Genomic DNA, 23,061 nt, shown 5'->3' with positions numbered 1-23,061 from the left:
ATCAATTTTCCTACGTCATCGAACCGCTTAAGCTATCCGGCGTCTGTTTAATGTCCGTTGTGTTTGGCCGAAGGCATGTCCGAACCGTAATTTCTGATCCAGCACGTGCCAGGAACGGCGCGGGATTTGCTCACGACAGGTTGTCTCTATGCACCGCAGGAATTTGCTCAAAGCCTCCATGGCCATTGCGGCCTACACCGGTTTATCGGCCAGCGGCCTGCTTGCCGCGCAGGCCTGGGCCGGGAACCGTGCCGCCGATGGCAAGGCCGTGGCGTTCGATTTTGAAACGCTCAAGGCCCAAGCCAAACAACTCGCCGGAACCGCGTATAAAGACACCAAACAGGTGCTGCCGCCCACCCTGGCGACCATGACCCCGCAGAATTTCAACGCCATCGGCTACGACGGCAACCATTCGCTGTGGAAGGAATTGAACGGCCAACTCGACGTGCAGTTCTTCCACGTAGGCATGGGCTTCAAGACGCCGGTGCGCATGCACAGCGTCGACCCCAAGACCCGTGAAGCCCGGGAAGTGCATTTCCGCCCCTCACTGTTCAATTATGAAAAAACCACCGTCGACACTAAACAGCTGACCGGCGACCTGGGTTTCTCCGGCTTCAAGTTGTTCAAGGCGCCGGAACTGGATCGCCATGACGTGCTGTCGTTTCTCGGCGCCAGCTACTTCCGCGCGGTGGATTCCACCGGCCAGTACGGCCTTTCCGCACGCGGACTGGCGATTGATACCTACGCGAAGAAACGCGAGGAGTTCCCCGACTTCACGCAGTTCTGGTTCGAGACCCCGGACAAGAACGCGACCCGCTTTGTGGTCTACGCCCTGCTCGACTCGCCGAGCGCCACCGGCGCCTATCGCTTCGATATCGACTGCCAGGCCAACCAAGTGGTGATGGCCATCGACGCCCATATCAACGCACGTACCGCCATCGAACAGTTGGGCATCGCCGCCATGACCAGCATGTTCAGTTGCGGCACCCACGAACGCCGCATGTGCGACACCATCCACCCACAGATCCACGATTCGGACCGCCTGGCGATGTGGCGGGGTAATGGCGAGTGGATTTGCCGCCCGTTGAATAACCCGGCCAAGCTGCAGTTCAATGCGTTCGCCGACACCGACCCGAAAGGTTTCGGCCTGGTGCAGACCGACCATGAGTTCGCCAGCTACCAGGACACCGTCGACTGGTACAGCAAGCGTCCAAGCCTGTGGGTCGAACCGACCACCGCCTGGGGCGAAGGCTCGATCGACCTGTTGGAAATCCCCACCACCGGTGAGACCCTGGACAACATCGTGGCCTTCTGGACCCCGAAAAAGCCGGTGGCGGCCGGCGACTCACTCAACTATGGCTACAAGCTGTACTGGAGCGCCCTGCCCCCGGTCAGCACGCCGCTGGCGCAAGTCGACGCGACCCGTTCCGGCATGGGCGGTTTTACCGAAGGTTGGGCACCGGGCGAGCACTACCCGCCAGTGTGGGCGCGCCGCTTTGCCGTGGACTTCAAGGGCGGCGGCCTGGACCGTTTGCCGGCCGGCACCGGGATCGAGCCGGTGGTGACCTGCTCCCACGGCGAAGTGAAAGACTTCAGCGTGCTGGTGCTCGACAACATCAAGGGCTATCGCATCCTGTTCGACTGGTACCCGACCAGCGACAGCGTGGAGCCGGTGGAACTGCGGCTGTTTATTCGCACCCAGGACCGCACCCTGAGTGAAACCTGGTTGTATCAGTACTTCCCGCCGGCACCGGAGCAGCGCAAGTACACCTGATCCAGATCGTTCCCACGCTCGCGTGGGAACGATCCTCGCGCACAGCATCAGAACCGCGACACACTCTTCATCGCTCCAATCAGATACCGCATCGCCACCTGATCGCTTTCGGTCAGGGCGCGATACTGCGCCAGTAATTCGGCTTCGTCCGAACTCAACCTGCTGCCACGCAAGGACACCCTGCGGGTAAAAAAAGACACCACCGCACCCGCTACACCATAGGACTTGGCCATGGACTGTTTCTCCTGATATCGATCAAAAACTCCTGTGCCCACAAACCGTTTCCCGGGGAGCGCAATGCCTCTCTGTACAAACAGACTGACTCCCTGGGCCAGAAATCAGTCGTACCCTAAGCGTAGAAACAATCTCGTTACGTGTGGGATTTTTTTAGAGCATTCACTTAAAAAATCACTTCGGTAACAAATACCTACAACCCCATCCCACAGCAGCGGGCAAAAAAAACCCACCGGTTCAAGGTGGGTTTCGAGGGCGCCGACGCAGGATCAATCCCTCAAGTCAGACTCATGAATCGGTTGGTCCCGATGGGTCGCTCGTTGGTACTGAGCCGGCCAAATGGCCTTGCGCCCACCCAGATCATCATCGGCATGCAACGGCCAGTAAGGGTCACGCAGCAGTTCACGCGCCAGGAAGATGATGTCGGCCTGGCAGGTACGCAGGATGTGTTCGGCCTGGGCCGGCTCGGTGATCATGCCGACGGTGCCGGTGGCGATGCCCGATTCCTTGCGTACACGCTCGGCAAAGCGCGTCTGGTAACCGGGGCCGGTGGGGATTTCGGCGTTGGCGGCAGTGCCGCCGGAAGACACGTCGATCAGGTCCACGCCCAGGTCTTTGAGACGGCGCGCGAGCTCCACGGTTTCATCAGGGTTCCAGCCGTCTTCCACCCAGTCGGTGGCCGACACCCGCACGAACAGCGGCAGCTCCTGGGGCCAGGCTTCGCGCACCGCCTGGGTCACTTGCAGCACCAGGCGGATACGGTTCTCGAAGGAGCCGCCGTACTGGTCCTGACGCTGGTTGCTGATGGGCGAGAGGAATTGATGCAGCAGGTAACCATGGGCGGCATGGATTTCCACCACTTCAAAACCGGCGGTCAGGGCGCGCCTGGCGGCGGCGACAAAGTCGGCGATCACTTGCTGGATCTGCGCCTCATCCAAAGGCTTGGGTTGGGTGTGCTGCGGGTCAAAGGCAATCGGCGACGGTCCCACCGGCACCCAGCCACCGTCTTGCGGCTTGACGCTGCCGTGCTTGCCGATCCATGGGCGGTGGGTGCTGGCCTTGCGCCCGGCATGGGCCAGCTGGATGCCCGCCACCGCGCCCTGGGCGGCGATAAACCGTGTGATGCGCCGCAGGGGTTCGATCTGTTCGTCGTTCCACAGGCCCAGGTCTTCGGCCGTGATGCGACCATCGGCGGTTACGGCGGTAGCTTCGGTGAATATCAGCCCGGCGCCACCGACCGCGCGGCTGCCGAGGTGGACGAGGTGCCAGTCGTTGGCCAGGCCATCGACACTTGAGTACTGACACATCGGCGACACGGCGATGCGGTTGAGCAGGGTCAATTGACGCAGGGTATAGGGTTCGAGCAGCTGACTCATGGCGCACCTCTTCTTGGCTTTTGGGCACTTTTGTAGGAACGAGCTAGCTCGCGAAGGCCTCATAGGCGCCGCATTTATCCAGGATTAACGCGTTACCGTGACGTTTTTCGCGGGCAAGGACTAGGCGTCCCCCCCGCTCCTACACAACAGTGCTTAGAGCCTAGTCGACAACCGTGGATTGCACAGGGTTCAGACGTAAAGCGGGAGCCGATTGCCGGCTCCCGTACCGCGCAGGCTTACATTTCGACCTGGGTGCCCAATTCGATCACTCGGTTGACCGGGAGCTTGAAGAACCGCAGGTTGCCGTTGGCGTTCTTGAGCATGAATGCAAACAACGCTTCGCGCCAACGGGCCATGCCCTTGATGCGGGAGGCGATGACGGTTTCACGGCTGAGGAAGTACGTGGTGCGCATCGGACTGAAATCCAGGCCGTCCAAATGGCACAGCTTCAAGGCTTCGGGGACATCCGGCTCATCGGTAAAGCCGAAGTGCAGGATCACGCGAAAGAACCCTTCGCCGTAGGAATCCACCTCGAAGCGCCGTGAGGCCGGGACACGCGGGATGTCTTCGTAGACCACTGTCAGCAACACCACCTGTTCATGCAGCACCTGGTTATGCAACAGGTTGTGCAACAGCGCATGGGGCACGGCGTCCGGGCGCGCGGTAAGGAACACCGCCGTGCCCTGCACGCGATGCGGCGGCTGCACGCGGATGCTGCTGATGAAGATCGGCAACGGCAGGCCACCTTCGTCGAGGCGGTCCACCAGCAATTGCTTGCCGCGCTTCCAGGTGGTCATCAGCACGAACAGCACAATCCCCGCCAATACCGGGAAGGCGCCACCCTGGATGATCTTCGGCACGTTGGCCGCGAAGTACAGCCCGTCCACCAACAGGCAGCAGACCAGGACCGGTACGGCCAGAATCGGTGGCCATTTCCACAGCAACAGCATGACTGCCGACACCAGGATGGTGGTCATCAGCATGGTCCCCGTCACCGCCACGCCGTAGGCCGACGCCAGTGCGTTGGAGGACTCGAAACCCAGCACCAGCAGGATCACGCCGACCATCAGCGACCAGTTCACCGCACCGATATAGATCTGGCCCTGTTCGGCGCTTGAGGTGTGCTGGATATGCATACGCGGGATATAACCCAACTGGATCGCCTGGCGCGTCAACGAAAACGCACCGGAAATCACCGCCTGGGACGCAATCACCGTGGCCAGGGTGGACAACACCACCAGCGGGATCAGCGCCCAACTTGGCGCCAGCAGGTAGAACGGGTTGCGTGCGGCTTCCGGGTCGCCCAGCAGCATGGCGCCCTGGCCGAAATAATTGAGCACCAACGCCGGCAACACCAGGATGAACCAGGCGCGGGCGATGGGTTTGCGGCCGAAGTGGCCCATGTCGGCATACAGCGCCTCGGCACCGGTCAACGCCAGCACTACCGCACCGAGGATCGCCACGCCAATGCCAGGGTGGGCCTCGAAGAAACGCACGCCCCACATCGGGTTCAGGGCATTGAGCACTTCAGGGTGCAGGGTAATGCCATACACACCGAGGCCACCCAGCACCAGGAACCAGGTCACCATCACCGGCCCGAACAGCTTGCCGATGCGGTCGGTACCGTGCTTCTGGATCAGGAACAGCGCCACCAGCACCACCAGGGCGATCGGCACCACCCATTTTTCCAGGCCGTCGAACGCCAGCTCCAGGCCTTCAATGGCCGACAGCACCGAAATCGCCGGGGTGATCATGCTGTCGCCATAGAACAACGCCGCACCGCACAGGCCGCACACCACGAGGAAACTGCGCAACTTCTTGCGCTCCCCCGCCGCCCTTCGCGCCAACGCGGTCAGGGCCATGATGCCGCCTTCGCCCTGGTTATCGGCGCGCAGCACGAACAGCATGTACTTGATCGACACCACCCAGATCAACGACCAGAAGATCAGCGCCAGGATCCCCAGCACACCGTCATGGTTGACCTGCACCCCATAACCGCCGTTGAACACCTCTTTGAGGGTATAGAGCGGGCTGGTACCGATATCGCCGTAAACCACCCCGACCGCTGCCACCAGCATGCCGATCGGCTTTGCGTTGGAATGCTCGGCACCTGCTGCCTGACTACTTGCCTGACCCATCAACCACTCCTGCCCTTTGACCTGAGGTCTCTTATAAACAGCGCGTCTAAGCTGACCCTAGCATGCGCTGTTTTACTTCTCGTAACAGACGTTTTATTGACCCAAGGGGTTTCCCCGTGCGCAACGGCGCGAAGCATAGCGCAGCAGTCGTCGTATTTCCCTGCATAAAGCTGGAGTCTTTTTGCCTGCATTGACGTCATTTAGTTCCAACGCTAGGTTTTTCGCTTTTTACGGACTTCGCGATTTCCGACGCATGGGTTGCATAGCGGCGTGCTGGGAACAAAAAGCGTTTGATCAAATTTGAAGGGCTGTCTCATACTCTGGCTGTAGCTACAACGTAGCTACAACTTTGAGAGGGAGTCATGATATGCCTGCATTACTGAAGACTACTGACGTGCGATGCCGCGTCGATGAGGATTTGAAGGAGCGTGCCACTGCTGTGCTCAATGCCTGTGGGCTTAGCCTCAGTGACGCCATGCGTCTTTTCCTCCGCCAGGTCGTGACAACACAGGGAATACCGTTTGAGGTGCGGGTTCCTTCGCAGAAGACCGCTCGTGCCATGGCACAAGCGCATGCGATACGTCGCCAGTTTGACTCGATCGACGACATGCTAAGGGACACTGATGGCGAAACAGGAGAAGAAACAAAAGCGCGCTGACCTGCCAAAACAATGCGCGCAGACGCCTGAGTTTAAAAAGTCCTGGGAACGCTACAAGCGTGCCGGGCGTCGGGATATGAATGAGGTCCGGGTGGTGATGGTGATGCTTTTTTTAGGCGAACAACTACCCGCCGAGTATCGAGACCATGCGCTTACCGGGAATTGGGACGGTTTCAGAGAGTGCCATATCGGCGGTGATTTTCTGATGATTTATGAACAATCGCGGGCTGACCTGATCACCTTTGTGGACTTGGGGAGTCACGCGGAATTGTTCGCGTAGTGATTGGCGAATCGAATGACGCAGCACTCGTCGCATTTCCCTGCATAAAGCTGGTCAAGTGCGTTGCCCGTCGCTAGAATTGCGCACTTTTTGATCAGAGGCGCGGCAAGCGCCCGTCCGCAGCCCTGTCGTGCCCGACTGGCGGCGTCATTCAATACCGAGGTTAGACATGTCCACCACCATCGCAAAAGCCAACCCCAAGGTTGGCTTTGTTTCCCTGGGTTGCCCGAAGGCTCTGGTCGATTCCGAACGCATCCTCACGCAACTGCGCATGGAAGGCTATGACGTGGTGTCCACTTACCAGGACGCCGATGTGGTGGTGGTCAACACCTGCGGCTTTATCGACTCGGCCAAGGCAGAGTCCCTGGAAGTGATCGGCGAAGCCATCAAGGAAAACGGCAAGGTCATCGTGACCGGCTGCATGGGTGTGGAAGAAGGCAATATCCGCAACGTGCACCCCAGCGTACTGGCCGTGACCGGCCCGCAGCAGTACGAGCAAGTGGTCAATGCCGTGCACGACGTAGTGCCGCCGCGCCAGGATCACAACCCGCTGATCGACCTGGTACCGCCCCAAGGCATCAAGCTGACCCCGCGTCACTATGCGTACCTGAAGATTTCCGAAGGCTGCAACCACAGCTGCAGCTTCTGCATCATCCCGTCGATGCGCGGCAAGCTGGTCAGCCGTCCGGTGGGTGACGTACTCGACGAGGCCCAGCGCCTGGTCAAGTCCGGCGTCAAGGAGCTGCTGGTGATCTCCCAGGACACCAGCGCCTACGGCGTCGACGTGAAATACCGCACAGGCTTCTGGAACGGCGCGCCGGTGAAAACCCGCATGACCGAACTCTGCGAAGCCCTCAGCAGCCTGGGCGTGTGGGTGCGCCTGCACTACGTCTACCCGTACCCGCACGTGGACGAGCTGATCCCGTTGATGGCCGCCGGCAAGATCCTGCCGTACCTGGACATCCCGTTCCAGCACGCCAGCCCGAAAGTGCTCAAGGCCATGAAACGCCCAGCCTTCGAAGACAAGACCCTGGCGCGCATCAAGAACTGGCGCGAGATCTGCCCCGAGCTGATCATCCGTTCGACCTTCATCGTCGGCTTCCCCGGCGAAACCGAAGAAGACTTCCAGTACCTGCTGGACTGGCTGACCGACGCGCAACTGGACCGTGTGGGTTGCTTCCAGTACTCGCCCGTGGAAGGTGCCCCGGCCAACCTGCTGGACCTGGCCGTGGTCCCGGATGACGTCAAGCAGGACCGTTGGGAGCGCTTCATGGCGCACCAACAGGCAATCAGCTCGGCGCGCCTGCAACTGCGTATCGGCAAGGAAATCGAAGTACTGATCGACGAAGTCGACGAGCAAGGCGCAGTCGGTCGTTGCTTCTTCGATGCACCGGAAATCGACGGTAACGTGTTTATCGACGATGCCAGCGGCTTGAAGCCGGGTGACAAGGTCTGGTGCACCGTGACTGACGCTGATGAGTACGATCTGTGGGCTGAAAAGCGCGACTGATCGAAAAAACTTGAAAAGCCCTGCTTCTGGACAAGATGCGGGGCTTTTTTAGGTCTATCTTTTGCCCATCAGCGCCAATCATCGCAAGGGGCAGCGGGCATGCGTCAGCATTCGGTTATCCACACACCTAAAGCCAGCGACTACGCGGAGTTGGCGCGCATCTGGGAGGCCTCGGTGCGGGCCACCCATGATTTTTTGCCGGACAGTTACATCATATTGCTGAAAAACCTGCTGCTGACCCGCTACCTGGATTCGGTGATGCTGATCTGCACCAAAGACGCACGCCAGCGTATTACCGGGTTTGCCGGGGTGGCGTGCGGTAAGGTGGAGATGCTGTTTATCGACCCGCAATACCGCGGGCAAGGCCTCGGCCGGCAGTTGCTGCGTTATGCAATCGAGCGCATGAACGCCGACGAACTCGACGTTAACGAGCAGAATCCCCAAGCCTTGGGGTTCTATTTCAAGCAGGGTTTCGAAGTGGTCGGACGCACCGAGCATGACGGCCTGGGCCAGCCCTATCCGTTGCTGCACCTGCGCCTGCGCCAGCAACAACAAAACGCCCGTCAGGGCTAAATGAAATGGGGCCGGGATTAACCGCGCCCACACAGGTACAATAGCCGCCCCCTTTTGTTACGGCCCTTGTCATGACTGACCCCATACGCCTCTCCAAACGCCTTATCGAACTGGTCGGTTGCTCCCGTCGGGAGGCTGAGCTGTTTATCGAAGGCGGCTGGGTCTCGGTGGACGGTGAAGTGATCGACGAGCCGCAATTCAAGATCACCACCCAGAAGGTCGAACTGGACCCGGAGGCCAAGGCCACTGCGCCAGAGCCGGTGACCATCCTGTTCCACGCCCCGGTTGGTGTCGATGCCGAGACGGCAATGGCCTCGATCAGCGCCGAAACCCTCTCGGAGGAACACCGCTTCAGCAAGCGTCCGCTCAAGGGCCACTTCCTGCGCCTGACCGCCAGCGCCGACCTGCAGGCCAAGGCCAGCGGCCTGCTGGTGTTTACCCAGGACTGGAAGATCCTGCGCAAGTTGACCGCCGATGCCGCCAAGATCGAGCAGGAATACGTGGTGGAGGTTGAAGGCGACATGGTTGCCCACGGCCTCAACCGCCTGAACCACGGCCTGACCTACAAAGGCAAAGAGCTGCCAGCCGTAAAAGCCAGCTGGCAGAACGAAAATCGCCTGCGATTTGCGATGAAAAACCCGCAACCAGGCGTGATCGCCCTGTTCTGCGAAGCCGTTGGCCTGAAAGTCGTCGCTATCCGCCGCATTCGCATCGGCGGCGTGTCCATCGGCAAAGTGCCGGTTGGCCAATGGCGTTATCTGTCCGGCAAAGAAAAGTTCTAAACAGCCTCCCCCTTTCCAGGCTCCGCCCCACCCGGCGGCGCCCACCGTTGAAAACCAGGATTGCCCACCATGATTCACAACGACGTACTGCGCAGCGTGCGCTACATGCTCGACATCAGCGACAACAAGATGGTCGAGCTTATCAAGCTCGGCGGCATGGACGTGACCAAGGAAGACCTGCTGACCTACCTCAAGAAAGACGAGGAAGAAGGCTTTGTGTTCTGTCCGGATGAGGTCATGGCCCACTTCCTCGATGGCCTGGTGATCTTCAAGCGCGGCAAGGACGAAAGCCGTCCGCCGCAGCCGATCGAAACCCCGGTGACCAACAACATCATCCTCAAGAAACTGCGTGTGGCCTTCGAACTGAAGGAGGACGACATGCACGCCATCCTCAAGGCTGCCGAATTCCCGGTGTCCAAGCCTGAGCTGAGCGCGCTGTTCCGCAAGTTCGGCCACACCAACTACCGCACCTGTGGCGACCAGTTGCTGCGTAACTTCCTCAAGGGCCTGACGCTGCGCGTCAGAGCTTAAGAACAGCCATAAGCTTCAAGCTGCAAGTTAAAAGCTTGTGGCTTGCGGCTTGCAACTTGAGGCTCCAGTAATGGCCTACCAGGTCTCGCCCGTCGGTTTCGTACGCTCCTGCTTCAAGGAGAAGTTCGCCATTCCGCGCCAACCGCAACTGGCGCCTGCCGCGCGGGGCGTGCTGGAGTTGGTGGCGCCGTTCGACCAGGGCGAGGCGGTACAGGGCCTGGAGCAGGTCAGCCATGTGTGGCTGTTGTTTCTGTTCCACCAGGCCCTGGAGGACAAGCCCCGCCTGAAAGTGCGCCCGCCCCGCCTGGGCGGCAACACGTCCATGGGCGTGTTTGCGACCCGCGCGACTCATCGGCCCAACGGGATTGGCCAGTCAGTGGTCAAGCTGGACAAGGTGGAGCCAGGCCGGCTGTGGATCTCCGGGATCGATTTGCTCGATGGCACCCCGGTATTGGATATCAAGCCGTATGTGCCCTACGCCGACATCATCGACACAGCCACCAACAGCATCGCCAGTGGTGCGCCGCAGCTGATTCCCGTGCAGTGGCTGAAGAGCGCACTGCAGCAGGCACAAGGCCACGCCCAGCGCCTTGGGGAACCGTTGGTGGAGTTGATCGACCAGTGTCTGGCACAGGATCCACGGCCGGCATACCAGACGCCAGGGCCTGAACGCGAATACGGGGCGCAGTTCTGGGATGTGGATGTGCGCTGGCACTATCCAGAGGCCGGGATGATTTGTGTGTTGGAAGTGGTGCCAGCGGGATAAACCGGAAACCCAATGTGGGAGGGGGCTTGCTCCCGATGGTGGTGGATCAGTCAACGTGTATATCGACTGACCCATCGCCATCGGAGCAAGCCCCCTCCCACATTTTTTACCGCAGTTATTTCTCGACGAACGCGCGCTCGATCAAGTAATCACCCGGCTCACGCATGCGTGGCGAAACTTTCAGGCCGAAGCTGTTCAGCACTTCGCTGGTCTCGTCCAACATGCTTGGGCTGCCGCACAACATGGCGCGGTCGTCCTCGGGGTTGATCGGTGGCAGGCCGATGTCGCTGAACAGCTTGCCGCTGCGCATCAGGTCGGTCAGGCGGCCTTCGTTTTCGAACGGCTCGCGGGTCACGGTCGGGTAGTAGATCAGCTTCTCACGCAGGGCCTCGCCGAAGAATTCGTTCTGCGGCAGGTGCTCGGTGATGAATTCGCGGTAAGCGACTTCGTTGACGTAGCGCACGCCGTGGCACAGGATCACTTTTTCAAAGCGCTCGTAGGTTTCCGGGTCCTGGATCACGCTCATGAACGGAGCAAGGCCAGTACCGGTGCTGAGCAGGTAGAGGTGTTTGCCCGGCTTCAAATCGTCAAGCACCAGGGTGCCTGTCGGTTTTTTGCTGATGATGATCTCGTCGCCTTCCTTCAAGTGCTGCAATTGGGAAGTCAGCGGGCCATCCGGCACCTTGATGCTGAAGAACTCCAGATGCTCTTCCCAGTTCGGGCTGGCAATGGAGTAAGCGCGCATGAGCGGGCGGCCGTTGGGCTGTTGCAGGCCGATCATCACGAACTGACCGTTCTCGAAGCGCAGGCCCGGATCGCGGGTGCACTTGAAGCTGAACAGAGTGTCGTTCCAGTGATGAACACTGAGGACACGCTCGTGGTTCATGTTGCTCATGTACGGGGGACTCCTGGAAATGGGTCTGCGCCAAAGATGAAGTGCGCAATTGCACAGCATTCTAATGGCGGCGACAATATCTGTTAACTGGATTATTAAGATAAGGGTTATCGGTTATATCGATATGCGATTTACTCTCCGTCAACTGCAAGTCTTCGTCGCCGTCGCCCAGCAGGAAAGCGTCTCCCGCGCTGCTGGCCTTCTGGCCTTATCTCAATCCGCCGCCAGCACCTCGATTACCGAGCTGGAGCGCCAATCCAGCTGCCAATTATTCGACCGTGCCGGCAAGCGCCTGAGTCTCAACGCCTTGGGCCATCAGCTGTTGCCTCAAGCGGTGGCGCTGTTGGACCAGGCCAAGGAGATCGAAGACCTGCTCAACGGTAAGTCCGGCTTCGGCTCCCTGGCGGTCGGCGCTACCCTGACCATTGGCAATTACCTGGCCACCCTGCTGATCGGCAGCTTCATGCAGCAGCACCCCGAAAGCCAGGTGAAGCTGCATGTGCAGAACACTGCCAATATCGTGCACCAGGTTGCGCACTACGAAATTGACCTGGGTCTAATCGAAGGCGACTGCAGCCACCCGGATATCGAGGTGCAAACCTGGGTGGAAGATGAGCTGGTGGTGTTTTGCGCGCCTCAGCACCACTTGGCCAAACGCGGCGTGGCCACCCTCGAAGAGTTGACCCATGAGGCCTGGATCCTGCGGGAACAAGGCTCCGGCACGCGCCTGACCTTTGACCAGGCCATGCGCCATCACCGCAGCGCGCTGAATATCCGCCTGGAGCTGGAGCACACCGAGGCGATCAAACGGGCGGTGGAATCGGGTTTGGGCATTGGGTGTATTTCTCGGCTGGCGCTGCGCGATGCATTTCGCCGTGGCAGCCTGGTGCCGGTAGAAACCCCGGACCTGGACCTGGCCCGGCAGTTCTACTTCATTTGGCATAAACAGAAATACCAGACCTCCGCGATGCGGGAGTTCCTGGAGCTGTGCCGCGCCTTCACTGCCGGGGTTCAGCGCAGCGACGAGATCGTGCTGCCGAGCATTGCCTGATCGTCAGATCAGAATCACTGCCCACACCAGGGTGATCATGGTCAGTGCCACGAATTGCGCGGCGCTGCCCATGTCCTTGGCGTTTTTCGACAAGGGGTGGCGATCGAGGGAAATACGGTCGATCGCCGCTTCTACCGCCGAATTGAGCAATTCAACGATCAAGGCCAACAGGCACACCGCAATCAGCAGCGCGCGCTCAACACGGCTGACATGCAGGAAAAAACTCAGCGGGATCAGGATGACGTTCAACAAGACCAGTTGACGGAACGCCGCCTCACCGGTGAAAGCCGCGCGCAGGCCATCCAGGGAATAGCCCCCTGCATTGAAGATACGTTTGAGACCGGTTTGACCCTTGAAAGGCGACATAGACGTAGGCAACTGAACCAAAGGAGTGGGGAAACTAGATCACGCAAAGTCAAAAAAGCGTGAATCGGTAACAACTTAATGCTGAGCAATTGACTCAAGTTGTTGCAAGAGCAGCGCCGCCTGGGTCCGCGTACGCACCCCCAATTTGCGAAAGATTGCCGTGACATGAGCCTTGATGGTCGCTTCCGACACACTCAGCTCATAGGCGATCTGCTTGTTCAGCAAACCTTCGCAGACCATGGTCAGCACTCGAAACTGCTGGGGTGTCAGGCTGGCCAAGCCATCACGGGCGGCCTTGGCTTCGTCGGACACGTTGATGTGTTCAAACGCTTGCGGCGGCCAGGACACATCACCGTCCAACACTGCGCGCACGGCCTTCTGAATATCTTCCATCGCGCTGGACTTTGGAATGAAGCCGCTGGCGCCAAACTCCTTGGAACGCACCACCACGTCGGCATCTTCCTGGGCAGAGACCATCACCACGGGGATCTGCGGGTATTGCCCACGCAGGAGCACCAGCCCCGAAAAACCGTAGGCGCCGGGCATGTTCAGGTCGAGCAGCACCAGGTCCCAATCGGATTTTTCGGTAAGGCGGGCTTCCAGCTCGGCAATGCTGGCCACTTCAACCAGGCGCACGTCCGGGCCAAGGCCCAGGGTCACGGCCTGATGGAGCGCACTGCGAAACAGCGGGTGGTCATCGGCTATCAGGATTTCGTATGTGGCCATTGATTAAATGATCCTGTTTTTTATGGCAGCCCCGATGGGTTCGGGGTTCACCAATACACAAGGCGACGGCCAGGCAGCCATCGCCACAGGGTACGTTCAACGTCAAAAGCACTTGGAACGACGTCGAAAACTCACGGTTGCACCCCAATCGGCGCTCAGCATGCCCAGCGCAGCCTGGGGGGTCAAGCACTACGCCCATGGGCATTTTAGCGGCATGCAGGTTTACGGTGCCATCATGCAAACGTCGTCTGGCTATAGCGTGGCTATATAGGGTGCAAGACGAGTATGGACGCTGTCGGTCGGGTCCAATGGCAGCTGGAACTTGGCGGCCAGGTAATGGGTGCTGAATACGTCGAGGTAGGCGTCCAGCACTTCGCTGGCAGCGGTGTCATCGGCCAGTTCCAGGCACAGGGCGGCGACTTCGGCGGTGCAGAAATGGTCATCACGCTTGGAGCGGCGCAGTTTGTAGCGCGAAAGCTGCTCAGGCGCCAGGCTCAATACCGGCAGATACTCCAGATAGGGACTCTTGCGGAACATCTTGCGCGCTTCGCTCCAGGTGCCATCCAGCAGGATGAACAGCGGGCGCCTGCCTTCTGCCACCGTCACGGTACTGACGACACGCTCGGGCGCCACGAATTCGCCGGGGAACACGATGTAGGGCTGCCACTGCGGGTCAGCGAGCAGGGTGAGCAAATCCGGGTCGACTTCGGTACGCGACCAGGCGAATGCCGTGGTGTCCTCGACCACGTCGGCGATCAGCCAGCCGGTGTTGCTGGGTTTCATCGGTTCGACATCGTGCATCAGCAGGCACATGGCGGACCTGGCCGCGACCTGGGGGCGCCAGGCGCACAGGCAATACTCGGGGATGACCCGGCAGCCGGGGCAGCGTTCGGCACGTGAGCCTCGATTGACGAAGGGCTTGATCGCGCGTGCTAGGCGCTGTGTGCGCAGGCGGGAGACGGCATGGCTCATCGGATGCGCCGTACAGAGGGGTAGATCGACACGGAGAAAACTCGTGGAAGGCTGAAGTGACCGCAGTTTACCAGCGATACGCCTGGCTGTAGTGGCAAGGGGTCACCTATAATTGCGCGCCACTGAACGCACAGCGCAGTGGCTGGTCTATGCACCAGTAACCGAATCAGGAGAGTTTCATGCTGCGTTCCATGCTGCGTCTTGCCGCCCCATCCATCGCACTTGCGCTGGTACTGCCCGTGGGCGCCCAGGCGGCCTCGCTGCTGGAGGCCCAAATGAACCGGAAGCTGCAAAGCGTCGCGACTGAAAGCAACAAGGACCTGCCGCGGGAAATCGACGAAAAAACCCTGGAAGTGGCCTACACCGTTGAGGGCATGCAACTGATTGATCACCTCAGCGTATTGCCTGATCGCGCCGAACAGATGCGCGCCAACCCCAAGGCGGTGTACTTCCAGCTGGGGCAAAGCGTGTGCCTGAACAAAGGTTATCGCGAGCTGATGGCCAAGGGCGCAGTGATGCGCTATGAAATCACCGAGAACAAGACCAATCGTCCTGTGGCATCGGTGAAATTCGTGGAAGCGGATTGCCCGGCACCGGCTGCCGCCAAGAAGAAAAAGTAATCTTCGCTTGCCCTTCGCGCGCTGCTGTCCAGTAGCGCGCACTCCCCTGCTTCATTTCCCTGCAGGCGGCTAAACTCCCTGCTGAGTGACCAATAAGCGGTTGCCAGCCAAGGGTTTTTCGGCCCATGATCAAGTCATCCCGACCGCCCGTTCATCACGGCTTCCACGCCGTTCTGTAACATTTCCAGGGCAAAAGAGGGTTGCCCTCCTGCGAAGTGCAGTGCAAAGGTTTTTTAAATCACAAGGAACATACAGAGCCCGTTTGCTGCCTGGCGAACACGTGCAATGCCTTGGTATGCAGCGACACATGCAGTGTCGTGGCCCCCGGACGAATCTCTCGCCGTTGGCCCAGCCTCTGTGAAGAAGGAGAAGTTGAATGCCTTACGAACCGAATGACCGCCTGCTCCGGCATTTTGAAGAAAACGGGGCCGACCTTACGCAACAGGTTGAAGCTCAGCTCCAGCAGATCGCCCCCAACAGCCCGAATATCCCCCTGTATCGCGACATGATCCTGACCGTGCTGCGCATGGCCCAGGACGACCGCAACCGCTGGAACGCCAAGATCACCTTGCAAGCCATTCGCGAACTGGACCACGCCTTCCGCGTACTCGAACAGTTCAAGGGGCGCCGCAAGGTTACGGTGTTCGGCTCGGCACGCACCCCGGTGGAAAGCCCACTGTACGCCTTGGCCCGCGAGGTGGGTGCCGCACTGGCCCGTTCGGACCTGATGGTAATCACCGGTGGTGGCGGCGGCATCATGGCGGCGGCCCACGAAGGGGCAGGCCTGGAGCACAGCCTGGGGTTCAATATCACCCTGCCGTTTGAACAGCATGCCAACCCGACCATCGATGGCACCGAGAACCTGCTGTCCTTCCACTTCTTCTTTACCCGCAAGCTGTTCTTCGTCAAGGAAGCCGATGCGCTGGTGTTGTGCCCGGGTGGTTTCGGCACCCTGGATGAAGCCCTGGAAGTATTGACCCTGATCCAGACCGGCAAAAGCCCGCTGGTGCCGGTAGTGTTGCTGGATGCGCCCGGTGGCGGTTTCTGGCAAGGCGCCCTGGACTTTATCCGTACCCAGCTGGAAGCCAATCGCTACATCCTGCCCACCGACCTCAAGCTGGTACGCCTGGTGTACAGCGCTGAAGAGGCAGTGGAAGAGATCAATCAGTTCTATGCCAACTTCCATTCCACGCGCTGGTTGAAACGTGAGTTTGTGGTGCGCATGAATCACCCGCTCAGCGATCGAGCGCTGGCTCATTTGCAGAGTGAATTTGCCAGCCTGCGGTTGAGCGGAGAATTCCAGCAGCTTGCCTATACCGGTGAGGAGCATGATGAGCCGAAGTTCAGCCATTTGACGCGGTTGGTGTTCAACTTCAATGGCCGTGACCAGGGCCGGTTGCGGGAGCTGGTGGATTACATCAACTTGCCGGAGAACTGGGCGCAGGCTCAGGGGAAGACGCAACAGCGGGTAGCGCCGCAGCCGGCGTGAAATCCAGAAACGCAGGATCCAGAAACGCAAAAAGGCCCGCTATTTTCATAGCGGGCCTTTTTTGGGGGCTTCAGGTTTGGTGTTTCAGGTTTAGATCGAAGGTGAGGTTATTGGGGCTGCTTCGCAGCCCAGCGCGGGGCAAGCCCGCTCACCACAAGCAAGCCCGCTCGCCATAACAAGCCCATTCACCACACAACAAGGCCGTTCACCGCACAACAAGGTGTTCAGTCATCCATGTCTCGGCCACTTAATAAGCGGCTGATCATTTCCATCGAAAAACCGCGATAACTCAAGAAGCGTCCCTGCTTGGCGCGTTCCCTGGCATCAATGGGGAGATGACCCGAGAATTTGCGGCGCCAGGTGTCCTCCAACTGCGCCTGCCAACTGATACCGCACTCACGCAAGGCAAGGTCGATATCAGCGCGCTGTAAACCGCGCTGGCTCAGCTCTTCGCGAATACGCGCCGGGCCATAGCCGGACCGGGCTCGGTAGGAGACAAAACTTTCGAGATAACGGGATTCCGAAAGCAGCCCCTCTTCCGTCAACCGGTCAAGGGCGGTTTCGATCATCTCAGGTTCCGCACCGCGCTGACGCAGTTTACGCGTCAGCTCGACTCGACCATGCTCGCGGCGAGCGAGCAGGTCCATTGCGGTGCGCCGAACGGCGACAAGTGTATCCAGTACAACGGTCATCGTTTATTTCAGATGTCAGTGTCGGCTTCTTCTACTTCTTCAACCGGCTCGCGGTTGGCGGCAGCTTTCACGTCTGGTGTTGGGGTCAGCAGTTTGTCGCGGATCTGCTTCTCAAGCGTGGCAGCGATGTCCGGGTTGTCCGCCAGGAACTTGGCCGAGTTGGCCTTGCCCTGACCGATCTTGCTGCCATTGTAGGCATACCAGGCACCGGACTTTTCGACGAAGCCGTGCAGCACGCCCAGGTCGATCATCTCGCCGTTCAGGTAGATACCCTTGCCGTAGAGAATCTGGAACTCAGCCTGGCGGAAAGGCGGAGCCACTTTGTTTTTCACGACCTTGACGCGGGTTTCGCTACCCACAACCTCGTCACCCTCTTTCACCGCGCCGGTACGGCGGATGTCCAGGCGGACCGACGCGTAGAACTTCAGCGCGTTACCACCGGTGGTGGTTTCCGGGCTGCCAAACATCACGCCGATCTTCATGCGGATCTGGTTGATGAAGATCACCAGGCAGTTGGCGTTCTTGATGTTACCGGTGATTTTACGCAGCGCCTGGGACATCAGGCGGGCTTGCAGGCCCACATGCATGTCGCCCATTTCGCCTTCGATTTCAGCCTTGGGTACCAGGGCTGCCACGGAGTCGACCACGATCACGTCGATGGCGTTGGAGCGCACCAGCATGTCGGTGATTTCCAGGGCTTGCTCACCGGTGTCCGGCTGGGACACCAGCAGGTCATCAACGTTGACGCCCAGCTTGCCGGCGTATTCAGGATCCAGGGCGTGCTCGGCGTCGACGAACGCGCAGGTGGCGCCCATTTTTTGCGCCTGGGCAATCACCGACAGGGTCAGGGTGGTTTTACCGGAAGATTCAGGACCGTAGATTTCAACGATACGACCTTTTGGCAGGCCGCCAATGCCGAGCGCGATGTCCAGACCCAGAGAGCCAGTGGAAATAGCCGGGATCGCCTGACGGTCGTGATCGCCCATACGCATTACGGCACCCTTGCCGAATTGACGTTCGATCTGACCCAGGGCCGCAGCCAAGGCTTTCTTCTTGTTGTCGTCCATTAAAGTCCTCACGTAATCAATAAGGCCTGACGGCCAACACCTGTATAAGTAGACAGTATTGTTCCACAAAGATCGGAGATCGCCTACCCCTGATTTTCTATTTCTGCTGCAGCTCGTCGCAACAAGCCCTCCAGCGCGGCCTTCACCGTTTGTCGGCGGACCTCATCGCGGTTGCCGGAGAAGTGCGCAAGCTCGGCCGTGACCTCCTCGCCAACGCCAAAGGCCAGCCACACGGTGCCCACCGGCTTGTCCACCGAACCACCATCGGGCCCCGCCACACCGCTGACCGCCACGGCAAAGCGCGCCAGGCTTTTCTCCTGGGCGCCGCGCACCATGGCCTCCACCACTTCCTGGCTGACCGCCCCAACCTTTGGAAACAAGGTTTCCGGCACATTCAACTGCCGGGTCTTCTGCCGATTGGAATAGGTGACATACCCCGCCTCGAACCAGGCCGAACTCCCCGGGATCCGCGTAATGGCCTCGGCGATACCGCCACCGGTACAGGATTCGGCCGTGGTGACGTGGGCATTGAGCATCTGCAGGCGGCGGCCCAGGTCAGCGGCAAGTTGAGTGATTTCCTTCACGACGGTCTCCAGAAGTGGGCGGGGGTTTGCCTACCCTACAGGAGCAAATCGCTCATGCAAGCGACAGACTGGAACAAGAGATTAGCGGGCGACAGCGCGCACATACGCCTGGCAAGCGCGCAAGGCGATCAGTCCTTGGTCGCCGGCATCGGTGATGCCGATAATTCGCTGAGCATGCGCCGGGTCAAGTCGGGCTCGTGCGGCTGCATGAACCAGGCCGCCGGTGGTGGTGGTACTTGGCACTGCGCAGCCATCGGCGGCTTCGGTGGCGTCGAGAAGGACTGACAACCGCACATCAGCAGTGGCCAGACGGTCGCGCAGAGCAGCCTGGTTACGTTGGGCATCGCTCAACTCCCGAGCATGGTGTTGGTCGCTGGCACTGAGCTGTTGCTCCAGGGCCAGCCGTTTGTCCTGTTCAGCCTGTTGTTGATGCAAGACCGCCTGGCTTTGCTGGCTGAGCGCCTGTGCATGGACAGAAGCCTGGCGCTCAAGCTGTACCCCCAAGCGCCAGGCCTGGACCTGCCAGGTCACCGCCACCAACAGGCAAGCACCGATCAGTTGGTAGGCCCCTAGGAAACGCATAACACCGCCTTCGCCCGCGCCCACAGCCGCAAGCGATCCTCCAGCCCATTCAGCCCGCCATTGATACGCCGTGTAATGGTGGTGAACTGGTCCTTGTCGGCCAGCTCATTCAGGCCATTGACCTGCCAGAACCAGGCGGCCGACTCAGCCGCCCATTGGGGTTGCTCGAGCAACATCGGCTCACGCAACAGACGATCGTCACCAAACAACGCCTGACTGCAGGCCAGGTAATTGCGCCGACCGGTGATCTGGATCAGCCCCCGCCCCCGGTACAAAGGACCATCGCCATCCGCTTCGGGGCTATTGCCCAGGCGCGCGGCCAGGCTGCCGGTGTCGTATTTGCTCTGGTAGTAATCGCTGCCCAGTTCACGGACGTAACGCAGTTCGGCGGATTCGTGGCCAATCTGGGCGAGGAAGGCGGCGATGCGCTTCGCACAGTTGATCTCGAAACGAACGAAAGCCGCATTCAAGGGCATTAAAAAAACGCCCGCTCTAAGGCGGGCATCCGGCATAACGTCAAGCAGCTGGGGGAGTGTTATCACCATTGGTTTTACTCTCGAAAAGTAGCTATATCGACAACCCACCGGCCGTGATCGAACTGCGGTATCCCGTCGCCGGATCGCCGACATGAACCACCTGCTTTATCGACCAGCGCCCCTGCATATAGGACGGCCAGCTCTCATCCAGCACTAACAGGCCTTCCGCGGCCAACAATGGATTGCCCGGGCAATCGATCAGCAACTTCAAATTTTCACGCCCCACACGACGCAGTTCACCTTCGGCAACGGCGCGGGCTTCGGCTTCGTTCTGGTAGCGTTGGCGCAAGGTTTTGAACGGTGCATTCCCCACCTGGACGACGCGCTGCTTGCCGGCGGAGACATCCCACCAACTGGCACGGCAGCCTTGGTATTTCGAGCGGGATTTTTCGTCGAGCTTGGCGGTGATGAAGCTCTGTTCATCGGGGCGATTGTCATCCGTCACGGACAGCTTCACTTCCGGCAACAGCTGGCCGGAGAGCGATTTGGCTCGCCCGGCTTCGGCCAACACATAGAGTTCGTTAAACGGTTTGGTGACCGCACTATAGAGTCGGGCAAGGCGCGAAATGAACGCCATGTCACTTTCGTTGGACTGGTCGATATGCGTGATCGCAATCCCCTCCAGCGCCGGCGCCACTCGCGGTGAATAACCGTGACGACTGACCAGTTGGCGAAACAGCGCGCCCAGGGTGGTCGGACCGTAACTGGCGGATCGACGCTGGCGATAACCCGTTGCATCGACCACGCTGAAGGGCGCTGCGGTGGCCACGATCATCAAGCGCATGGGAAACAGCACCGGGGTGCGTTGGGTGACGACAAACTCGCCCTTTTCCACCAACCCCGATTCCAGGTAACCGGCACGCAAGCCGATCCTGCCGTTCAGTGTGGGCAGGCCGTCCAGGCCCTCGATATTGAGGGTCAGCTCCAGCCGGTCGGTCTCAATGCCCGCGGCGTCGGTGTGGCTCCAGCGCATCAGGCGTTGATTGAGCAGCGCCGCGTTGGCGCCATAAAACTCCACGATAGGCGTAAATCCCTGTGCCATGCCGCCTCCTTAATCCCAGGCCAAAACGGATCGCACAGCCCCCGGCCGAGCGTGCATTTCAGGCACGATCACCCACACGCCGGCCGGTAGCACCGGGCCATATTCGGCAAGCTCGGGGTTCAGGCGCCAGAGGGTTTCTTCCGCCGTGTCGTCGCAACGGCCCACCTCGCGATAAAGCAACAGGTTGACCGAATCACCGGCAATACTTCGTACTCTACGCATTGGCGAATTCCTCCAACTCCAGCGTCCAGGCCATGACCATGGCGGTGCCGTCATCGATGACATTGCTCTGGGTTTCCACAATCGAATTGATCCGCCACAAGCCCCAGTTACGGCCGATGCCGTCAACCAGGGGCAACGGCGCCCGCGCATTTTGCAGCGCGCGCAATTGGTCCAGGCGCTGCATGCCTACGCCGTACATGGCCGTGCCGCTGAATGTGAGTTTTTCCAGCTTCTGACCGCTCTGCCGCGACTGCGACTTGCTGGCAATAATCGCCAGGTCACTCCAGCCGCCGTCGCTGGCACGGACCAACGAGGAATAGGCAAACCCTCGAGACAAGCCGAAAATAAAGTCGCCGAGCACCATTTGTTGTCGCATCAGTCACCTCCAGGAGAATCGGCCAGTGCCGCATTACGTCGGATGCCGAGGGCGTCGCTGAGCATCGGCAGACACTGAAATTGCAGCGCCTGGATCACCTGGTTGACGACCTGCTGGGCATCGGCGGGGTTTACACCGGTGATCTGGATGCTCGGGGCGAGGGTCACTTGCACGTTGTCCGTGCGCGCACCGCTGAGTTCCTTGCTCACCGCACCAGGCGTTGGCAGGCGATCACTTGAGCCGAGCAATTGGTTACCGAGCCAGGCTCCCGCCTCACTGCCCAGCAAACCACCGATTGCACCACCGACAGCAGTACCAACACCGGGAAAAACCATTGTGCCAATGGCCGCACCTGCGGAGGCACCGGCCCAGGCGCCACCGGCGGTGCTGAGGCCTGAGCCGACGGCTTTTGCGTCACCATTGCGGACACCTTGGATCACGTCAGTGGCGACGGCGGCATATTTCAGAGGGCCAAGTCGGCGAACGCCGGTTGACTCAAGTTTGGCAAGTACTCCGGTTAGTCCACTGGCGGGGATATTCGACGAACTGGGCACTGCACCCACGAAGGACTGCAAGCCTTGCAAGGGGGCTCCCGAATGAAAGCCCATTTGCGAGCCCCCTACCCAGTTACCAGTGCGTTCGGACACACGACGAAGCGGTGAGCCGCGCCCACCGATTTTTTTACGGCCTTTGATCATCTTGCCAATCTTGTCGATAGCAAGATCAATAAGTTTATCCGCGGCTTTGCTCTTGGCAGAGTCCCATAACGTGTCCAAGGCCGACTTGCCCGCGTCGGCAGAAGGATCGGCAGGCGGCGCCTTCGGCTCATTTTTCAACGCGCCCGCGGCGACATCGACCTCTCTCGGTGCCAAAGAATTGCTGTTGATGAACAACGTACTATTAAGCGTTTCCAACGTCTCACGCAGCCGCACTTGCTCCTGCGTCAGAGCATTGATATCCACACTCAGCGTGGCCAACGTAGAGCCGAGCATAAACTGCGGGTGCGATGCAGCCTCCAGGCTTACAGGCGCCACAGCACGTGTGGAAAACGGGGCGAGTGCATTGCCCAGATCCGCCTCGCCGAACATCCAGCGCAGGTCTTCCTGGGCGAGCTTGATCCCGTATTTAGTCTCTTGCATCCCGCTCTACTCCTGTTTAACGCCAAGCCGAGTGATCGCGATGTCGTAGCGGCGTAATGCTTTTGCGGCGTCCCAAGCAA

General features: G+C 59.8%; 27 protein-coding genes. 11 read left to right on the top strand and 16 right to left on the bottom strand.

Annotation, left to right across the window (positions count from 1 at the left end):
- The first annotated feature begins 148 nt into the window (after positions 1 to 148).
- On the top strand, positions 149 to 1,774 hold the full coding sequence (locus F6S08_RS07255) for a glucan biosynthesis protein D (RefSeq protein WP_065948862.1): 1,626 nt from the start codon (positions 149 to 151) through the stop codon (positions 1,772 to 1,774).
- A gap of 47 nt (positions 1,775 to 1,821) precedes the next feature.
- On the opposite strand, the gene F6S08_RS07250 is transcribed toward F6S08_RS07255, so the two are convergent.
- The 3 genes from F6S08_RS07250 to F6S08_RS07240 all read right to left on the bottom strand — a co-directional run bounded on the left by F6S08_RS07250 (position 1,822) and on the right by F6S08_RS07240 (position 5,522).
- On the bottom strand, positions 1,822 to 2,007 hold the full coding sequence (locus F6S08_RS07250; RefSeq protein WP_315871472.1) for a hypothetical protein: 186 nt from the start codon (positions 2,005 to 2,007) through the stop codon (positions 1,822 to 1,824).
- 270 nt (positions 2,008 to 2,277) lie between these two features.
- Positions 2,278 to 3,384, bottom strand: a complete 1,107-nt coding sequence (locus F6S08_RS07245) for an NADH:flavin oxidoreductase/NADH oxidase (RefSeq protein WP_074844206.1) — start codon at positions 3,382 to 3,384, stop codon at positions 2,278 to 2,280.
- Between the two features lie 236 nt (positions 3,385 to 3,620).
- Positions 3,621 to 5,522, bottom strand: coding sequence for a potassium transporter Kup (locus F6S08_RS07240; protein ID WP_027604535.1), 1,902 nt, complete (start codon positions 5,520 to 5,522; stop codon positions 3,621 to 3,623).
- 367 nt (positions 5,523 to 5,889) lie between these two features.
- On the opposite strand from F6S08_RS07240, the gene F6S08_RS07235 reads away from it, so the two are divergent.
- The 7 genes from F6S08_RS07235 (at position 5,890) to tsaA (ending at position 10,622) form a co-directional block, all read left to right on the top strand.
- Entirely contained in the window at positions 5,890 to 6,180 is a 291-nt protein-coding gene (locus F6S08_RS07235) for a type II toxin-antitoxin system RelB/DinJ family antitoxin (protein ID WP_315871471.1), read from the top strand.
- Positions 6,146 to 6,460, top strand: a complete 315-nt coding sequence (locus tag F6S08_RS07230; protein ID WP_281112309.1) for a type II toxin-antitoxin system YafQ family toxin — start codon at positions 6,146 to 6,148, stop codon at positions 6,458 to 6,460. Before F6S08_RS07235 ends, F6S08_RS07230 begins: the two co-directional genes overlap by 35 nt.
- A gap of 169 nt (positions 6,461 to 6,629) precedes the next feature.
- Positions 6,630 to 7,970: a 30S ribosomal protein S12 methylthiotransferase RimO gene (rimO, locus tag F6S08_RS07225; protein WP_065926505.1), complete on the top strand. Its 1,341-nt coding sequence runs from the start codon at positions 6,630 to 6,632 to the stop codon at positions 7,968 to 7,970.
- 99 nt (positions 7,971 to 8,069) lie between these two features.
- Entirely contained in the window at positions 8,070 to 8,543 is a 474-nt protein-coding gene (locus F6S08_RS07220; protein WP_065926506.1) for a GNAT family N-acetyltransferase, read from the top strand.
- A gap of 71 nt (positions 8,544 to 8,614) precedes the next feature.
- Positions 8,615 to 9,325, top strand: a complete 711-nt coding sequence (locus F6S08_RS07215; RefSeq protein WP_027604539.1) for an rRNA pseudouridine synthase — start codon at positions 8,615 to 8,617, stop codon at positions 9,323 to 9,325.
- A gap of 69 nt (positions 9,326 to 9,394) precedes the next feature.
- A complete protein-coding gene (locus F6S08_RS07210; protein WP_065926507.1) occupies positions 9,395 to 9,856 on the top strand; it encodes a DUF1456 family protein in 462 nt (153 codons plus the stop codon).
- A 70-nt stretch (positions 9,857 to 9,926) separates the two neighbouring features.
- Positions 9,927 to 10,622, top strand: coding sequence for a tRNA (N6-threonylcarbamoyladenosine(37)-N6)-methyltransferase TrmO (gene tsaA / locus F6S08_RS07205; RefSeq protein ID WP_065926508.1), 696 nt, complete (start codon positions 9,927 to 9,929; stop codon positions 10,620 to 10,622).
- Positions 10,623 to 10,737: 115 nt separating this feature from the next.
- On the opposite strand, the gene fpr is transcribed toward tsaA, so the two are convergent.
- Positions 10,738 to 11,517 (bottom strand): ferredoxin-NADP reductase, encoded by a 780-nt coding sequence (gene fpr, locus F6S08_RS07200; RefSeq protein WP_003172178.1) that lies wholly within the window; start codon positions 11,515 to 11,517, stop codon positions 10,738 to 10,740.
- Positions 11,518 to 11,641: 124 nt separating this feature from the next.
- On the opposite strand from fpr, the gene F6S08_RS07195 reads away from it, so the two are divergent.
- The gene (locus F6S08_RS07195; protein ID WP_027604543.1) at positions 11,642 to 12,568 is read left to right on the top strand and encodes a LysR family transcriptional regulator; all 927 of its coding nucleotides are present in this window, start codon (positions 11,642 to 11,644) and stop codon (positions 12,566 to 12,568) included.
- 3 nt (positions 12,569 to 12,571) lie between these two features.
- Here the strand turns inward: F6S08_RS07195 and F6S08_RS07190 are convergent, their stop codons facing one another.
- The 3 genes from F6S08_RS07190 to F6S08_RS07180 all read right to left on the bottom strand — a co-directional run bounded on the left by F6S08_RS07190 (position 12,572) and on the right by F6S08_RS07180 (position 14,632).
- The gene (locus F6S08_RS07190; protein ID WP_065938722.1) at positions 12,572 to 12,934 is read right to left on the bottom strand and encodes a diacylglycerol kinase; all 363 of its coding nucleotides are present in this window, start codon (positions 12,932 to 12,934) and stop codon (positions 12,572 to 12,574) included.
- 75 nt (positions 12,935 to 13,009) lie between these two features.
- The gene (erdR, locus tag F6S08_RS07185; RefSeq protein ID WP_065926510.1) at positions 13,010 to 13,660 is read right to left on the bottom strand and encodes a response regulator transcription factor ErdR; all 651 of its coding nucleotides are present in this window, start codon (positions 13,658 to 13,660) and stop codon (positions 13,010 to 13,012) included.
- A 252-nt stretch (positions 13,661 to 13,912) separates the two neighbouring features.
- Positions 13,913 to 14,632: a tRNA-uridine aminocarboxypropyltransferase gene (locus F6S08_RS07180; RefSeq protein WP_065926512.1), complete on the bottom strand. Its 720-nt coding sequence runs from the start codon at positions 14,630 to 14,632 to the stop codon at positions 13,913 to 13,915.
- 179 nt (positions 14,633 to 14,811) lie between these two features.
- Between F6S08_RS07180 and F6S08_RS07175 the strand changes: the two genes are divergently transcribed.
- The gene (locus F6S08_RS07175; protein WP_027604548.1) at positions 14,812 to 15,252 is read left to right on the top strand and encodes a PA3611 family quorum-sensing-regulated virulence factor; all 441 of its coding nucleotides are present in this window, start codon (positions 14,812 to 14,814) and stop codon (positions 15,250 to 15,252) included.
- Between the two features lie 376 nt (positions 15,253 to 15,628).
- Positions 15,629 to 16,741 (top strand): TIGR00730 family Rossman fold protein, encoded by a 1,113-nt coding sequence (locus F6S08_RS07170; RefSeq protein ID WP_315871470.1) that lies wholly within the window; start codon positions 15,629 to 15,631, stop codon positions 16,739 to 16,741.
- Positions 16,742 to 16,965: 224 nt separating this feature from the next.
- Here the strand turns inward: F6S08_RS07170 and recX are convergent, their stop codons facing one another.
- From recX to F6S08_RS07125, 9 genes are all read right to left on the bottom strand, one after another.
- Complete coding sequence (recX, locus tag F6S08_RS07165) at positions 16,966 to 17,433, bottom strand: recombination regulator RecX (RefSeq protein WP_012722522.1); 468 nt, start codon at positions 17,431 to 17,433, stop codon at positions 16,966 to 16,968.
- An 8-nt stretch (positions 17,434 to 17,441) separates the two neighbouring features.
- On the bottom strand, positions 17,442 to 18,500 hold the full coding sequence (recA, locus tag F6S08_RS07160; protein WP_065926514.1) for a recombinase RecA: 1,059 nt from the start codon (positions 18,498 to 18,500) through the stop codon (positions 17,442 to 17,444).
- Between the two features lie 83 nt (positions 18,501 to 18,583).
- Positions 18,584 to 19,084 carry a CinA family protein gene (locus F6S08_RS07155; RefSeq protein WP_065926515.1) on the bottom strand — a complete coding sequence of 167 codons (501 nt, stop codon included), beginning with the start codon at positions 19,082 to 19,084 and terminating at the stop codon, positions 18,584 to 18,586.
- A gap of 81 nt (positions 19,085 to 19,165) precedes the next feature.
- Entirely contained in the window at positions 19,166 to 19,666 is a 501-nt protein-coding gene (locus tag F6S08_RS07150) for a lysis system i-spanin subunit Rz (protein WP_315871469.1), read from the bottom strand.
- The gene (locus tag F6S08_RS07145; RefSeq protein WP_315871468.1) at positions 19,654 to 20,211 is read right to left on the bottom strand and encodes a glycoside hydrolase family 19 protein; all 558 of its coding nucleotides are present in this window, start codon (positions 20,209 to 20,211) and stop codon (positions 19,654 to 19,656) included. Before F6S08_RS07145 ends, F6S08_RS07150 begins: the two co-directional genes overlap by 13 nt.
- A gap of 22 nt (positions 20,212 to 20,233) precedes the next feature.
- The gene (locus tag F6S08_RS07140; RefSeq protein WP_315871467.1) at positions 20,234 to 21,244 is read right to left on the bottom strand and encodes a contractile injection system protein, VgrG/Pvc8 family; all 1,011 of its coding nucleotides are present in this window, start codon (positions 21,242 to 21,244) and stop codon (positions 20,234 to 20,236) included.
- Positions 21,245 to 21,253: 9 nt separating this feature from the next.
- A complete protein-coding gene (locus F6S08_RS07135) occupies positions 21,254 to 21,466 on the bottom strand; it encodes a tail protein X (RefSeq protein WP_315871466.1) in 213 nt (70 codons plus the stop codon).
- Positions 21,459 to 21,842, bottom strand: a complete 384-nt coding sequence (locus tag F6S08_RS07130) for a phage tail protein (RefSeq protein ID WP_315871465.1) — start codon at positions 21,840 to 21,842, stop codon at positions 21,459 to 21,461. The genes F6S08_RS07135 and F6S08_RS07130 overlap by 8 nt, the downstream gene beginning before the upstream one ends.
- The gene (locus F6S08_RS07125; protein ID WP_315871464.1) at positions 21,842 to 22,981 is read right to left on the bottom strand and encodes a hypothetical protein; all 1,140 of its coding nucleotides are present in this window, start codon (positions 22,979 to 22,981) and stop codon (positions 21,842 to 21,844) included. The genes F6S08_RS07130 and F6S08_RS07125 overlap by 1 nt, the downstream gene beginning before the upstream one ends.
- Between the last annotated feature and the right edge of the window lie 80 nt (positions 22,982 to 23,061).

The sequence above is a fragment of the Pseudomonas sp. JV449 genome, assembly GCF_032424295.1.
GTDB lineage: Bacteria > Pseudomonadota > Gammaproteobacteria > Pseudomonadales > Pseudomonadaceae > Aquipseudomonas > Aquipseudomonas marginalis.
This window is presented reverse-complemented; position numbering and strand designations above follow the sequence as displayed.